General features: G+C 72.6%; 14 protein-coding genes. 9 read left to right on the forward strand and 5 right to left on the reverse strand.

The annotated features are described in order from the left end of the window. Nucleotides 1-97: 97 nt before the first annotated feature. The gene (locus NP777_RS15230) at nucleotides 98-757 is read left to right on the forward strand and encodes a SanA/YdcF family protein (RefSeq protein ID WP_256650686.1); all 660 of its coding nucleotides are present in this window, start codon (nucleotides 98-100) and stop codon (nucleotides 755-757) included. A 76-nt stretch (nucleotides 758-833) separates the two neighbouring features. Here NP777_RS15230 and cutA read toward each other — a convergent pair whose 3' ends face one another. Continuing rightward, nucleotides 834-1,157, reverse strand: a complete 324-nt coding sequence (gene cutA, locus NP777_RS15235; RefSeq protein WP_020871507.1) for a divalent-cation tolerance protein CutA — start codon at nucleotides 1,155-1,157, stop codon at nucleotides 834-836. Nucleotides 1,158-1,307: 150 nt separating this feature from the next. Here cutA and NP777_RS15240 point away from each other — a divergent pair, with 150 nt between their 5' ends. Continuing rightward, nucleotides 1,308-1,667, forward strand: coding sequence for a cupin (locus tag NP777_RS15240; RefSeq protein ID WP_256650687.1), 360 nt, complete (start codon nucleotides 1,308-1,310; stop codon nucleotides 1,665-1,667). A 163-nt stretch (nucleotides 1,668-1,830) separates the two neighbouring features. Here the strand turns inward: NP777_RS15240 and NP777_RS15245 are convergent, their stop codons facing one another. The 4 genes from NP777_RS15245 to NP777_RS15260 all read right to left on the reverse strand — a co-directional run bounded on the left by NP777_RS15245 (nucleotide 1,831) and on the right by NP777_RS15260 (nucleotide 7,036). After that, on the reverse strand, nucleotides 1,831-2,496 hold the full coding sequence (locus tag NP777_RS15245) for a TIGR04222 domain-containing membrane protein (RefSeq protein WP_256650688.1): 666 nt from the start codon (nucleotides 2,494-2,496) through the stop codon (nucleotides 1,831-1,833). A gap of 120 nt (nucleotides 2,497-2,616) precedes the next feature. Then, nucleotides 2,617-5,328, reverse strand: a complete 2,712-nt coding sequence (locus NP777_RS47750) for a fibronectin type III domain-containing protein (RefSeq protein ID WP_305889789.1) — start codon at nucleotides 5,326-5,328, stop codon at nucleotides 2,617-2,619. 173 nt (nucleotides 5,329-5,501) lie between these two features. Further along, nucleotides 5,502-6,230 carry a maltokinase N-terminal cap-like domain-containing protein gene (locus NP777_RS15255; RefSeq protein ID WP_256650689.1) on the reverse strand — a complete coding sequence of 243 codons (729 nt, stop codon included), beginning with the start codon at nucleotides 6,228-6,230 and terminating at the stop codon, nucleotides 5,502-5,504. Between the two features lie 131 nt (nucleotides 6,231-6,361). After that, the gene (locus NP777_RS15260; protein ID WP_256650690.1) at nucleotides 6,362-7,036 is read right to left on the reverse strand and encodes a hypothetical protein; all 675 of its coding nucleotides are present in this window, start codon (nucleotides 7,034-7,036) and stop codon (nucleotides 6,362-6,364) included. A 173-nt stretch (nucleotides 7,037-7,209) separates the two neighbouring features. On the opposite strand from NP777_RS15260, the gene NP777_RS15265 reads away from it, so the two are divergent. The 7 genes from NP777_RS15265 (at nucleotide 7,210) to NP777_RS15295 (ending at nucleotide 13,939) form a co-directional block, all read left to right on the forward strand. Further along, nucleotides 7,210-7,887 carry a response regulator transcription factor gene (locus NP777_RS15265; RefSeq protein WP_020871501.1) on the forward strand — a complete coding sequence of 226 codons (678 nt, stop codon included), beginning with the start codon at nucleotides 7,210-7,212 and terminating at the stop codon, nucleotides 7,885-7,887. A 61-nt stretch (nucleotides 7,888-7,948) separates the two neighbouring features. Further along, entirely contained in the window at nucleotides 7,949-9,427 is a 1,479-nt protein-coding gene (locus NP777_RS15270) for a sensor histidine kinase (protein WP_305889802.1), read from the forward strand. Between the two features lie 113 nt (nucleotides 9,428-9,540). Continuing rightward, the gene (locus tag NP777_RS15275) at nucleotides 9,541-10,974 is read left to right on the forward strand and encodes an ATP-binding protein (protein WP_256650896.1); all 1,434 of its coding nucleotides are present in this window, start codon (nucleotides 9,541-9,543) and stop codon (nucleotides 10,972-10,974) included. After that, nucleotides 10,974-11,423 (forward strand): roadblock/LC7 domain-containing protein, encoded by a 450-nt coding sequence (locus tag NP777_RS15280; protein ID WP_256650692.1) that lies wholly within the window; start codon nucleotides 10,974-10,976, stop codon nucleotides 11,421-11,423. Before NP777_RS15275 ends, NP777_RS15280 begins: the two co-directional genes overlap by 1 nt. After that, a complete protein-coding gene (locus tag NP777_RS15285; RefSeq protein WP_020871498.1) occupies nucleotides 11,420-11,785 on the forward strand; it encodes a DUF742 domain-containing protein in 366 nt (121 codons plus the stop codon). Before NP777_RS15280 ends, NP777_RS15285 begins: the two co-directional genes overlap by 4 nt. Next, a complete protein-coding gene (locus NP777_RS15290) occupies nucleotides 11,769-12,512 on the forward strand; it encodes a GTP-binding protein (protein WP_256650693.1) in 744 nt (247 codons plus the stop codon). The genes NP777_RS15285 and NP777_RS15290 overlap by 17 nt, the downstream gene beginning before the upstream one ends. Beyond that, nucleotides 12,509-13,939: a cytochrome P450 gene (locus NP777_RS15295; RefSeq protein WP_256650694.1), complete on the forward strand. Its 1,431-nt coding sequence runs from the start codon at nucleotides 12,509-12,511 to the stop codon at nucleotides 13,937-13,939. The genes NP777_RS15290 and NP777_RS15295 overlap by 4 nt, the downstream gene beginning before the upstream one ends. The last annotated feature ends 19 nt before the right edge of the window (nucleotides 13,940-13,958 follow it).

Raw genomic sequence — 13,958 nt, forward strand, 5'->3', positions numbered from 1 at the left:
GGGGGGGGGGGGGGGGGGGGGGGGGGGGGGGGGGGGGGGGGGGGGGGGGGGGGGGGGGGGGCGGTTGCCGAGGACGCGGCGGGGGTGGCGGCGGCTGGTGCAGGGGGGCGTCCTGGTGTGCGTACTGGCCCTGCTCCCCGCGACCTGGCTGCGGCTGAGCACGGGCGACCGGATCCATACGGTCGCCGATGTGCCCTCGGCGCCGGTCGGGGTGGTCTTCGGGGCGGGGCTGTGGAACGGGGAGCCGTCGCCGTATCTGGCCCACCGGCTGGACGCCGCCGTACGGCTCTACAAGGAGCGCAGGGTCCGTGCGCTGCTGGTCACGGGGGACAACAGCCGCCATGACTACGACGAGCCGGACGCGATGCGCGCGTATCTCGTCAAGCGTGGGGTCCCGGACCGGCGGATCGTGAGCGACTTCGCGGGGTTCGACACCTGGGACTCCTGCAGCCGGGCCCGGCGGGTCTTCGGGGTGCGCAAGGCGGTGCTGGTGAGCCAGGGGTTCCATGTCCGCCGGGCGCTGGCGCTGTGCGGGGCGGCGGGGATCGACGCGTACGGGGTCGCGGTCGACGAGCCGCACGATGTGACCTGGTACTTCGGTGGCACACGGGAGGTCGTGGCGGCGGGCAAGGCGGCGCTGGACGCGGCGTTCGAGCCGGATCCGCGCTTCCTGGGGCCGCGGGAGCGGGGGATCGAGGAGGCGCTGGCGCTCGCGGAGCGGGGCTCGGGCTCGGGCTCGGGCTCGGGTACGCGTTGAGCGGGTGCCCCCGCCCCCCGGCCCTCGATCCTCGTAAGCCGATCACCATCAGCCGAACCTCGTAAGCCGATCACCATCAGCCGATGGTCGTCTCCGAGACCACCCACGCCAGGTAGTCCTCGCTGCCGTTCACGATGGGCGTCGCGATGACCTCGGGGGTCTCGTAGTCGTGCGCCTCGCGGATATGCGCCTCCAGCTCGTCGTAGCGCGCGGCGGTGGTCTTGAAGAGCACCTGCCACTCGGCCGCCGTCTCGACCTCCCCCTCCCACCGGTAGACGGATGTCACGGGCTGGCTGATCTGCGCACAGGCCGCCAGCCGGGCCTCGATCGCCCCGCGGGCCAGCGCCTCGGCCTTCTCCGGGGTGTCGGTGGTGGTCAGTACGGTCAGGTAGTCGGCCACTGCTGCGGTACCTCTCTCCACGGGGCGGTCGCACGGGGCGATTGCACGGCGCGATTGCACGGCGCGGCTGTGAACTGGCGCCCACCACGCTAGCCGGTGAGGATTGAGGGAACCCGCCGACGATCAGACCGGACCGATCGAGGGGCACTCATGGATGACCTGACCACGCTCGCGCGCCACCATCTGGACCAGGCCAAGGCCGATCCGCATGGGCGCAGCGCACATCTGTTCCTGCACGACGGTCCGCTGCGGCAGAGCGTGATCGCCATGGTCTCCGGCTGTGAGCTCGACGAGCACAACGCTCCCCCGGCGGCCAGCCTCCAGGTGCTGCACGGGCATGTACGGCTGACCGGCAGCGGTGACCGGCTGGATCTCATCGCGGGCCAGGTGCATGAGTTGCCGCACGAACGGCACGGGTTGCGGGCGCTGGAGGACTCGGTGGTGCTGCTGACGGCCGTGACCGCCACGCATGGGTGCCCCACCCCGTACGAGGACGCGGCCACCGCTTGACGACTTGACGACGACCGGGCCTACGGGGAGTGTCCGGCGGACCACGCGGTGGAGCCGCCCTCAGCGGGCGACCGTGCGGGTCCGGATCGTCCGGCCGGGGGCTGGGGCTGGGCCCCGGTTGTGGGAAGGGGCGCGGAGGGGAGCAGTCCGCTGCGGGCGCCGCCTAGTCGCTGCCGCCACCGCCACCGCCTCCGCCGCCCCCGCAGGAGTGATGGCCGCCGCCGTAGTCGCCGCCGTGACCCCCGCCGTAGTCGCCGCCATGGCCCCCGCCACCGTCGTCGCCCCAGCCGTGCGCGGTGGAGAAGGACTCCTGGTCGAGGTAGCCGGGGTCGTGGGCGATGAGGAGGTTCCGGTCCCAGTAGGCCGGGTCGCCGGTCGGGATGGGTATCGCGTCGCTGACGGCCCTGCGCCGGGCCGGTTCCGGGATGACGACGGGGCCGTAGAAGACGTACGAGGGGAGCGCCCCCTCCCGCACGGCCGTTTCCACGCGGCGCCTGCCCGCACGGGTGGGGCGGCCCCGGAGATGGGTGAGCAGGCCGTCGGCGGTGAGCCGGCGCCGGATCTCCGCCAGTTCGGGTCCGGCGAGCAGCGCGGGGACCACACGGTCCACCGGCTTCGAGCGCGGGCACAGTGCGATGAGCGCACGCTCGACCGGGTGCTCGGTCCCCGGACGCCCGGCCCCCTCCCCCGCCGTGGCGCGGATCCGGGAGCGCCGGAGAGTGATCACATCCCGCTCCTGGAGCGCCATCAGGAGGGTCTGGATCACCCACGGCCGCCCGCCCACCAGGTAGGCGATGTCATAGAGGTCCGGGCTCGGGCCTCTGGTCATGGCACACATCGGAATGCCCCCGTCCATCCGAACTGCTCACGTACCGTCAGTTTTGTCTTTTTGGACCGCGGTGAACCCCGATGAGTGCCGTTTCAGAGCAGGATTTGAGCTTTCGCCCCCTTAACCGTTCGAAGTCGTGACAGTCGTGACAGTCGTGAAGGACACCTCCCTCGACGGGCCGGCCCCCGTCGCGGTCAGCGCCGCGATCGAGAAGGTGTACCCGGTGGCCGGGCGCAGCTTGCCGATCACCCGCAGCAGCCCCTTGGCCCGGGGCTGGGAGACCAGGACGTCCCGGCCGGTCACGGCGATATCCCGGCCGTCGGAGACGGTGATGCGGTAGCCGATGACCGGGGTGTCGCCGGTGGTCTTGGGCGGGGTCCAGGAGAGCGTCGCGGCCGTGGCATCGGCGTTGGCCTTCACACCGGTGGGGGCGCCGGGCAGGGCGCCGGAACCACCCGCGCTCGGCGTGACGGGCGCGGCGGGCAGCGACCTCTCGCTCCGCCCCACCCCGTTGCGGGCCGTGACGGTCACCGTGTACGGCGTGCCGTTGGTGAGCCCGTCGACCACCACGTACGCGATCCGCTTGAAGCGCGCCGCCGGGACGGTGGTGGAGACGGTCCGGCCGCCACCGGAGGGCGTCGCGGTGACGGTGTACGAGGTGACCGGGGCACCGCCGTCGACGTACGACGGGTTCCAGGTGACGTACACCGAGCCGTCCGCCGCGAAGTCCCCCACCCGCGTGGGCGCTTCGGGCACCGAGCCGACGGCGAACGTGCGGCCGAGCAGCCCCCGGTAGCGGGGTTCGAGACCGGCTCCGGACACGATGTCGGCCGGCGCCTTGGACGGGTCGGCCAGGATGTGGTTGCCGCTGGTCACCACGCCCTTGTCGGCCCCGTCGGGGTCGCCCTGCTCCCAGTGGTTGCCGACGATGCGGGTCGGGTCGTTGTTGCCGAGGTCGTCGCGGTAGTCGACGTGGGCGCTGAGGACGTTGGCCTGGGCGCCGTAGAGGACGTTGCCCTCGACCGTCACATACGTGCAGCCGTTGTCGGTGTAGACGGTCCGGCCCAGCCCCCACCCGTCGTGGATGACATTGCCGGTGATCTTCTCGCCGTTGTCGAGGGAGCTTCCGGTGAGGCCCTGGGTGTAGACGCCGGCGCCGTCGTCGAGCGCCTGCATGTAGTCGAAGATGAGGTTGTCGGACACCCTGTTGTCGCGCGAGACATTGGCGGTGGCCGGTTTGCCGATCTTGTCGGGCCAGCCGCCCCAGCCCATCGAGATCCCCGTGTAGGCGACATGGTCGATCTGGTTGTGGGCGATGGTGTTGTCGCGGGTGTAGCCGTTGAGGATGGCGACGCCGCCGTGGTACTCGCGGGGCAGCGCGTAGAGGTGGTTGTTCGTCACCGAGACCGCGCGGGTGAGGTCGGCGTCGCTGCCGGGCTCCGGCGCGTCGACCCCGCCGATCTCCATGCCGTTGCCGGAGATGTCGGTGAAGACATTGCCGCGTACGGTCGCGTCGCGCGTCCCGGTCCCGAGTTCGAGCCCGGCCGCGCCGAGGTGGGTGAACGCGTCGTCGGAGAACTCGATGTCACGGCCGTGGCTGATGGCCACGTTGCCGGGCATCTTGGTCCAGGACGCGTACGGGCAGGTGCCGCCCGGGGTGTACTGGCACAGCCCCTGCGTCCGCCAGCCCTCCGGGCCGGTCACCGTATAGCCCGCCTGCACCTCGGAGAAGCCCTCGGGCGAGGACGGGGTGAGCCAGGTGGCGTACGAGAACTCGATACCGCGCAGGGCGATGTCGTGCAGCGGGGCCCGCCCGGTGCCCCGCCCGTCGACCAGCTTCTCCAGGACCGGCGCCTCCACGTCGGCGGTGCGCGGGTTCTCCCCGGGGCGCGGGCGGTAGTAGACGGTGCGGGTGTGCCGGTCGAGGTACCACTCCCCGGGCTGGTCCAGGACCTCGAAGGCGTTCTCGGCATAGCCGGGCAGCGCGCCGTTGGTGAGCTTGGCGGGGCCGACCATGTTGATGCTGCGCCCGGGGATGTCGGGGAACTCCACGCGCCGGGTGGAGTTGTCCCAGCACGGCTGGGCCATGGTGACGGTGGTGCCGGTCAACGAGCCGATGGGGCAGCGCGGTTCGGTCCACGGGCCGAGTCCGTACTGCTGGATGTTCCACAGCGCCTCACCGCTGGGGTAGACGAACTCGATGTCCGACGGATTGCGCCAGCGGGCGAGGGTGTCGGCGGACGCGGTGTAGCCGGTGGCGGTGGCGGTGAGGGTCACCGGGATCGGCCCGCGCGCCCGCTGTGCGCGGACGCCGTTCACATACAGCTGCCGGGTGTTGGCCAGCCCGGCGGGCGCGGGCGCCGACCACAGCCCGGCCTCGCCCTTGACCGGCCGCCAGCCCCGGACCTCCCGCCCACCGCTGAACACGGTGCCCTTGCCGCCCTGCCAGATGACGCGATGGCCATTGCCCCCGGAGTCACGGGCGTCCAGGACGAGCGGGCGGGAGAGGCGGTACGTGCCCGGCGCGAGGTGCACCGTGAGGTCGGCGCTTTGGTGCGGGACGCGCTTCCGTACGAGGTCGCGGGCGCGCTCGGGGGTACGCACGGGGGCGTCGCGGGTGCCGGGGGCGCGGTCGTCGCCGTTGGGCGCGACATAGACATCGGCGGCGGGGCGGGGCCCGCGCGCGTCGGCGTCGGCGGTGCCACCGAAGGCGGCGCCGAGGGTGGCGAGGGTGGCTAAGACGGCCGCGACGGCGGTGGCTCTCGGGGCCGCCTTACGGACGGTCCTGGGCGTCCGGACCGCCCGGAGGCGTGAGCGTACGTACTCCGACATGTCCCTCCCTGCGGAACCTTGCTGGAACCCTGCTGGAACTCGTGGAGCATGACCCCGGGAAAGGTAGGATCTATGAGAGGAACACGTCAATACAGCGAGCACAGAATCGCCTCGCCTCGCCTCCAGGGCGTCAATTCATTGGATCTATCGGCCCGGTAAGGGGGTTCGGGGTGTCAGGACGCCGTGTCGCTGTCATACAGCACGACGTACCGGCCGCGGGCCGCGCCGCCCTCCGACAGCCGCCAGCCCGCGCTGACATGGCCCCGGGCGCCCAGGACCCCGGCGGACTCCGCACCGGACTCCGCACCGGACCGCGCACCGGACTCCGCACCGGACTCCGCACCGGACTCCGGACGCAGCACGCGCGTCACCCGGAGGACGGGGCCCCCGTCGCCCAGCAGCAGACGAGTGCCGTCCGGCCCGTTCGCGACGGCCGGGGCCCCCGCGGCCCCGTCCGGGATGTCGAGCCCGGCTCCGGTCACCTCGGCCGTGACGGACGGGTCCGGGGTGTGGGACTCGCTCTGCGCCTGCGGTTCGGCGCGGCCCTGGAGGAGCGCGATCAACTGGGCCACCAGCACCGGGTCATGCGGCCCGTCGTAGATCCACCGCCGCCCCAGCACCCCGTGCTCGGTCGTGCCGATGAGGGCCTCCTCGGCTCCCTCGAGCGGCGCCGCGCGGTAGGTCATCGGTACGTGGTACCAGGCGGGCCGATCACCGGCGTCGTCCTGGACCACCATGAACTCGATCCCGACCTCGCCCTCCGGGTCGTCGAGCCGGAAGCCCCCGACCCGGGACAGCTCCGGCGGGCGCTGCGCGGCGGCGTACCACGGCTGCTGGGGCAGCCACGGGGTGAGGAGCTCCAACTTGGTCGGACTCAACGTGGTCTTGTGAATGATCGACATGCCGTGTCAACGCCTTCGCTCTCGTACGCTTCTTGGTCGCCGACACGGTCCCACAGCGCGCGGAAAAGGCCCGGCGCGCCATACGCGCCGGGCCTTGTGACGGCCGGCCCCCCACTTGGCCGGCCGGTGGATCAGGAGCGGGCCGAGCTGGTCGAGCGGCTCGCGCGGGTCGCCTCAACCGCCGCCGTGCCCTTCGCGTCCGCGGACGGCTTGGCGGCCCGGACCGCGTCCTTGGGCAGGACGATCACGCAGGTCTTGCCCGGCTTCGCCGGCTTGCCGGGCTTGGCGGGCGTCGCCGGCTTGGCGGGTGTGGCGGGCTTGCCGGGCTTGGCGGGTGTGGCGGGCTTGGCGGGCTTGCCCGGCTTCGCGGGCGTGGCGGGGATGGAGTCCGAGTTCCCGGAGCCACGCTTGATCACCACGACCTTGCAGGTCTTCCCCGGGTGGGTCGGGAAGGCGGGGATGGCGACGCAGGTGTCGTCGTGCCCGTGGGTGCGGCCCTTCGATATCGCGGTGGCCTTCTCACCGGCGGCCTTGCCCGCCTCTGCCAGCTTGACCGTCTTGGCATGGGCAACCACCTTGCCCGGCTTGGTCGGTGTGGTCGGCGTGGTCGGCCTGGCGCTGTCGTCGTCGGACCGGATCGCACAGAGGGCCGGACCGTGGGACGTCTTCCCCTTGGCGGCCGACGCCGAGGCGGACTGGGAGGCCGAGGCGGGGGCCGCGGCCCCCAGCGCCAGGGCGCCCGCCGCCACGGCGAGCACGACACCGCGCCGCTTCGCGGCCGTGGAACGGGGCAGGGTACGAGACATGGGCACAGCTCTCCTTCACTCAGGGGGTCGCACTGGCTGCCGATGAACCCTTGATCCGTCGGCGCACTCACCGTCGCGCACCGATGCTGAGTCCTCGCTGAAGCGCCTGAGACCCCGCTGAAGCCGGTGCCGGTTTCAGCGGGGCCTCAGCTTGCCCGTGCCATCCTGACCGCGTGCGCATACTGGTGGTGGAAGATGACGCCCGACTCCGCGAGCTGCTCACCGAGGGCCTGGAGCAGGAGGGTTTCACCATCGAGACGGCGGCCGACGGGCTGAGCGGCCTGGCGCTCGCCCGGTCCGGCGAGTACGCGGCGATCGTGCTGGATGTGATGCTCCCCGGGTGCTCCGGCTACCAACTGTGCTCGCGGCTGCGCGAAGAGGGCGACTGGACGCCGATCCTGATGCTCACCGCCAAGGACGGCGAGTACGACGAGGCCGATGGGCTCGACGTGGGCGCGGACGACTATCTGACCAAGCCGTTCTCCTTCGTCGTCCTGATCGCCCGGGTCCGGGCCCTGGTGCGGCGCGGCGGGCTGGACCGGCCCGAGGTGCTGGAGCTGGGCGATCTGCGGCTGGAGCCCGCGGCGCTGGCCTGCGCACGCGGGACGGACGAGGTCACGCTGACGGCCAAGGAGTTCGCCGTGCTGGAGTACCTCGCGCGCCGCGCCGGGCAGGTGGTCTCCAAGTCCGAGATCGTGCAGAGCGTGTGGGACGCCGCGTACGACGGCGGGGCCAATCTCGTCGAGGTCTACATCCGCAGTCTGCGCCGGAAGATCGATGTGCCGTACGGGCGGCGGTCGATCCGCACGATACGGGGCGCGGGCTATCTGCTGGCCCGCGACGGAGGGTGAGACAGTGGGGCACATCGCGGACGCGGGGCACATGGCGCACGGGCAGCGGGAGCCGGAGGGCATGCGGGACCCGGAGCCCACCCGGACCCACCGCCCGCGCCTGACCTCCGGGTTGAGCGTGCGCGCCAAGGCCGTGCTGGCGGCCGCCGGGACCGTGGCCTTCGCGATCGCGCTGTGCATGCTGGCCCTGGTGCTCGCCCTCCAGCACAACCTCCGTGCCAGCGCCGACCTGGACGCCAGGAACGCCGCCGTGGCGATCAAGGGTCAGCTGGGCAAGACCCGGGCCATGCCGCAGCGGGCGTACATCGTCGCCGCCCCCGGCCAGGTGACGATCAAGGACGCCGCCGGTCGGACGGTCGCCCCCGCGACCCCGACGGACGCCGCCTCACAGGAGTCGACCGGGCTCTCGCGGCTCCCCACCGAACGCACCAAACCCGCCGAACCCACCGAACCCACCGAGCCGGTCCAGGCCGGGCAGCCGTACAGCGTGTCGGTGAGCCCCTCGACCACCTCCCTCGACAGCGCCACCGGGCTGCTGCTGCGCCAGGCCGCCCCCGCGGCCGCCGGTCTGGTGCTGTTCGTGGCCGGGCTCACCTGGCTGCTGGTGGGCCGCGCGCTGCGCCCGGTCGCCGCGATGCGGCAGGAGTTCACCGAGATCACCGAGCGCGATCTGCACCGCCGGGTGCCGGTGCCCCGGGCGCAGGACGAGATCCACCGGCTGGCCCGGACCATGAACGCCACGCTGGACCGGCTGCACCGGGCCATGACCCGGCAGCGGCAGTTCGTGGCCGACGCCTCGCATGAGCTGCGCAGCCCCATCGCGGCCGTACGCGCCCAGCTCGAGCTGGTCCTGGCCCGCCCGTCGCGCACCGACTGGCCGGCCGCCGTGCACAAGGCGCTGCGGGACACCGACCGGCTCCAGGCCGTCGCCTCCGATCTGCTGCTGCTCGCCCGGCTCGACGCGCAGGAGGCGCCGCCCAAGGCCGCGGTGGACCTCGGCGCGCTGGCGGCCGAGGAGGTACGGCGCCACCCGGACGCGCTGACGATGGACCGGCCCACGACGGACCGGCCCACGATGGCCGGGGACCACCTCACCAAGGCCGGGGACCGGACAAAGGCCGGGGACCGGACAAAGGCCGAGGGCCGGACAACGGCCGAGGGCCGGACAACGGCCGGGGGCCAGGAGCGGGCCGCCGTCGTGACCGGCAGCCGGGTGCAGCTGTCCCGGCTGCTCACCAACCTCGCCGACAACGCCCGCCGCCACACCCGTACCACCGTCTCGATCACCGTGGCGGTCCACGGCTCCATGGTCGAACTGGCCGTGGACGACGACGGCCCCGGCATCCCCGAAAGCGACCGCGAGCGGGTTTTCGAGCGGTTCACCCGGCTGGATGACGCCCGAGCCCGCCAGGACGGCGGCACCGGTCTCGGCCTCGCCATCGCCAATGACATCGCTCACGCCCACGGTGGCACTCTTACGGTGCTCACCAGCCCGCGGGGCGGGGCTCGCCTGCTGTTGCGCCTGCCCAGGGCGGCGTAGCCGAACCCCGACCCCGGTGCGGACACGGCCGCCCAGTCGTGAGAGTTTGGCAACTACCGGACCAGACTGATCAGTTGGTCAGTAGTATCTGCCCTTTCTTGGCCGTGTCCCAGATGGAGGTGTCGAAGGTGCTGTCGGGGACGGGGGCCGTCGTGCTGGCCGCGTCCGCGGTGCTGGTACTGGTGTTATCGCTGTGCCTCACCTGGGTGGTCAGACTTCGCCGCGCGCTCGCGGACGCGCGTAGGGCGACCGAGCGGGAACGAGCCGTTTCCGAGCGGGAACGAGCCAAAGCGGCCGAAGAGCGGGCGCTGGCGGCCGAGCGCGGCGAGGAGGTCGCCCGGCTGGCCGCCGTGCGGACCGATCTGGACGAGGCCGCGCGCCGGGAGCGGATCCTGCGCGACTCCGTCCAGGCGTCGTTCGAGTCCGTGGCCCGCAATATGCACGCCATGTCGATGGTGCAGCAGCAGGTCCTCGACGGCCTGGAGCAGCATGTCGAGGACGCCGCGCTGATGGGCGAGGTCATGAAGGCGGACCACGCCGCCGCCCAGATGACCCGTAAGGCCCAGACGCTGCTGGTGATGTGCGGGATCTGGCCCGCGCGGCGGGAGACCCGGCCGGTGTCGCTCTTCGACTGTGTGCGGGGCGCGCAGTCACGGATCGTGGAGTTCGGCCGGGTGGACGTCCACGGCGGTCAGACCCTCTACGCGGTGGCCCCCGCCGTGGAGGGCCTGATGCACGCGGTGGCCGAACTCCTGGAGAACGCCACCGTCTTCTCCCCCTCCCGCACCCAGGTCGCGGTCGCCATCCGCGAGGTCGCGGCGGGCGCGGTCATCGAGATCGACGACGCGGGGCTCGGAATGCCGCCGGACGTGCTGGAGAAGGCCGTCGGCCAGTTGCGGGACGGTCTCGACCTGGCCCAGCTCGGCGCGGTGCCCCGGCTGGGGCTCGCCTGTGTGGGGCGCTGGTCGCGGGAGCTGGGCTTCGGCGTCGAGCTGTCCACGGCGTCGGCGTACGGCGGTACGCGGGTGGTGGTCTTCGTACCGCACCGGCTGCTGACCGAGCAGACGAGCGCCGTACGGGCGGCGGACCACCGGCCGGTGGTCGTGGAGCCCGTGGTCGTCGGCACGGTGAACCAGGACGCGGGCGGCGCGGGGCTCGGCCCCGCCGCCGCGGGCCCCGCCGGGGGCGGCCCGCTGAACGGCGGGTCCGTGGGCGACGTCCCCGACGCGCCCGGCTCGCCCGACGCCCCCACGCCCCTCGGCACCGGGCTGCCCCGGCGCCGCAACCGCCGCCGCCCGGCCTCCGGAGCCGCTCCGGCCTCGCCCGCCCCATCGGCCGACGTGATCGACCCGGCCACCGTCTCAGGCGCCGCGGCCCGCGCCGCACCCGCTCCGCCGGCCGCGGCGGCCCCCTGGACACCCGAGGCCGCCCGCGCCTCCATCACCAGCGTCGTCTCCGGCACCCGCCGCGGACGCGCGGAAGCGGAGGCCGTACCGCCCGAGGATGAACCGAGTCCGGACCGAGAAGACCGAGAGGGAGGCCGGTAGTGGCCGGAACCATATCCAGGTTGCCCGACGTTGGGTGGATGCTGCGTCCGCTGACCGGGATCCCCGGGGTGCGGCATGCCGTCGTCGTCTCGGAGGACGGTCTGCGCATGGGCCACGACTCCGCCGAGGGGCTGACCGGCGAGGTGTCCCGGCTCGGGGTGGACGAGGCCGAGTCACTGGCCGCCGCCTGCGCCGCGCTCACGGTCACCAGCCAGTCCACGGTGTCGCTGCTGTTCGGCGACGAGGCCGGGGTGCGGCAGTTGATGATCGAGTCCGACAGCGGGTTCGTGCTGTTCACCTCGGCCGGTCAGGGCGCCTCGCTGGGGGTGGCCACCGACACGGAGGCGGACGTCGGCCTGGTGGCTCAGCAGATGCAGTTACTGGTCGCGAAGATCGGTGCCCATCTGAGCAGCCGGCCGCGGGAGCCGATGGGCCGCCCGACGTCATGAGCCAACCCGGCGAGGAACGCACCACGGCCGCGGTGCGCCCCTATGTGATCACACGGGGACGTGCCGGTTCCTCACGGGATGCTCTGCCGCTGGAGACGCTCGTCGTGGCGTCCGGGAGCGCGCTGCCGCCGCATCTCCAGCCCGAGTACCGGCGGATCGCCGACTTCTGCCAGGGGCTGCTGTCGGTGGCGGAGGTCGCCGCCCATCTCGGTCAGCCACCGGCCGTGGTGCAGGTGCTGCTCGCGGATCTCATCGACTGGGGGCACATCGTGGCGCGTCCGCCGATCCGGGTGGTCAAGCGAAAACGTGCCGATTTGGACTTGCTGAGGAAGGTGCTCGATGGGCTTGAGAGCAAGCTCTGAGATCTCGATGGCCGGTACGGACGGCACAACCAGGACCGACCACACGGCCCACCGGGGCCACGCGGACCGCACGACCCGCACAGACCACACCAACGAGACAGGCGAGACGGACGAGACGGGCGATACGGACGACATGGATGACATGGACGACACCCCCGTCATGTACGTGGAGTCCAGCGTGGCCGGGGCGGCCAAGATCCTGGTGGTCGGCCCGATGGGCGTCGGCAAGACCACGCTGATCGGCACGGTGTCGGAGATCAAGCCGCTGTCCACCGAGGCGACGATGAGCCAGGCCGGGGCCCGGCTCGACACCAAGGTGCGGCCGTCGAAGACCACGACCACCGTCGCGCTGGACTTCGGGCGGATCACCCTGGGCGGCGAGCTGGTGCTGTACCTCTTCGGCACCCCCGGCCAGCAGCGGTTCCTCCCCGCCTGGAAGGACCTGGCACGCGGTGCGCTGGGCGCGCTCGCGCTGGTCGACACCCGCGATCTGGAGGCGTCCTTCGACGCGATCGGCCATCTGGAGGACCTGGATGTGCCGTTCTCCGTCGCCGTCAACGCCTTCCCGGACAGCACCCCGCACAACGAGGACGATCTGCGCTCCGCGCTCGATCTGCTCCCGCACACCCCGCTGGTCATCTGTGACGCCCGGGAGCACAAGTCCTCGGTCCAGGCGCTGATCTCGCTCGTCTCGCATCTGATCGAGACGCTCACGGAGGCGTCATGACCGCACGGGCCGCCTCCCGGGTGCCGCTGCACGGGACCGCGCTCGACGGCCCGCTCACCGAGCTGTACGAGCGGATGCGGCGCGACCACGGTCCGGTGGTCCCGGTGGAGATCGCGCCCCGGGTCGAGGCCTGGCTGGTCATCGGCCACCGTGAGCTGCTCCATCTCACCCGCGACGAGCAGTACTTCTCGCATGACCCGCGCCGCTGGACCCCGCTGCGCGAGGGCCGCGTCGCGGCCGACTCGCCGCTGATGCCGCTGGTGGGCTGGCGCCCGGCGCTGCTGTTCGCCGACGGCGCGGCGCACCGCCGGATGCGCTCGGCGGTGGCCGACGCGCTGGCGCGGGTCGACGGCCATGAGCTGATCCGCCGGGTGCGGGCCACCGCGGAGCGGCTGGTCGCCGGGTTCGCCGACCAGCACGCGGCGGATCTGGTGGAGCAGTACGCCCGCCTCCTGCCGCTCCAGGTCGTCACCGAACTGCTGGGCCTCGATGAGGAGAACGGGGCCCGGCTGGTCGAGACGCTGACCACGATCGTCGCCCCGACCGTGGCCGCCACCGGCGCCAACAAGCGGATGGGCCAGATCCTGCTCCAGCTGATCGCCGGGAAGAAGCGGCGGCCGGGCGCGGATCTGACGTCCTGGCTGCTGGAGCATCCCGTCGGGCTGAGCGACGAGGAGGTGCTGCACAACCTCGTGGTGATCATCGTCGCGGGCAACAACACCACCGTGAACTGGATCGCCTCCACGCTCCAGATCCTGCTCACCGACCCCGCGTTCCGCTCCTCGCTGGTCCGTGGCCACCTCACCGTGGACGACGCCCTGGACCTGGTGCTGTGGCGCCAGCCGCCCACCCAGAACTTCCCCGGCCGCTACGCCACCCGCGATCTGCGCTTCGGTGGCCAGGACATCCGCGCCGGGGACATGCTCATCCTGGGCCTCGCGGGCGCCAACGCGGACCCGGAGGTGCTGCCCGAGGACGGGCGTCCGGTGGTCGGCAACCGCTCGTACCTCGCCTTCGGGGCGGGCCCGCACGGCTGCCCGGCGCGGGATCCGGCCCGGCTGATCACCCGTACCGCCGTGGACACGCTGCGCCACCGGCTGCCGGATATGGAGATCGCGGTGCCGGAGGAGCAGCTTCCGTGGATCACCTCGCCGTGGTCCAAGGGTCTGGCCAAGCTGCCGGTGCGGTTCTCGGCACCGCAGCTTGCCGCCGAGGCCCCGGGATCGGGTTCGGGTTCTGGCTCGGGTTCTGGCTCTGGCGCGGCTTCGGGTTCGGGCTCAGCTTCGGGCTCAGCGGCTTCGGGCTCAGCGGCTTCGGGCTCAGCGGCTTCGGGCTCAGCGCCTTCGGGTTCGGGCTCCGCTTCGCGCTCAGTGGCCTCGAGGTCAGCGGCCCCGGCCCCCGGCTCACCGGCGACACCCCCCGACTGACCACCGGTCCCGACCCCCG

The sequence above is a fragment of the Streptomyces rugosispiralis genome (assembly GCF_024505145.1).
Classification (GTDB): domain Bacteria; phylum Actinomycetota; class Actinomycetes; order Streptomycetales; family Streptomycetaceae; genus Streptomyces; species Streptomyces rugosispiralis.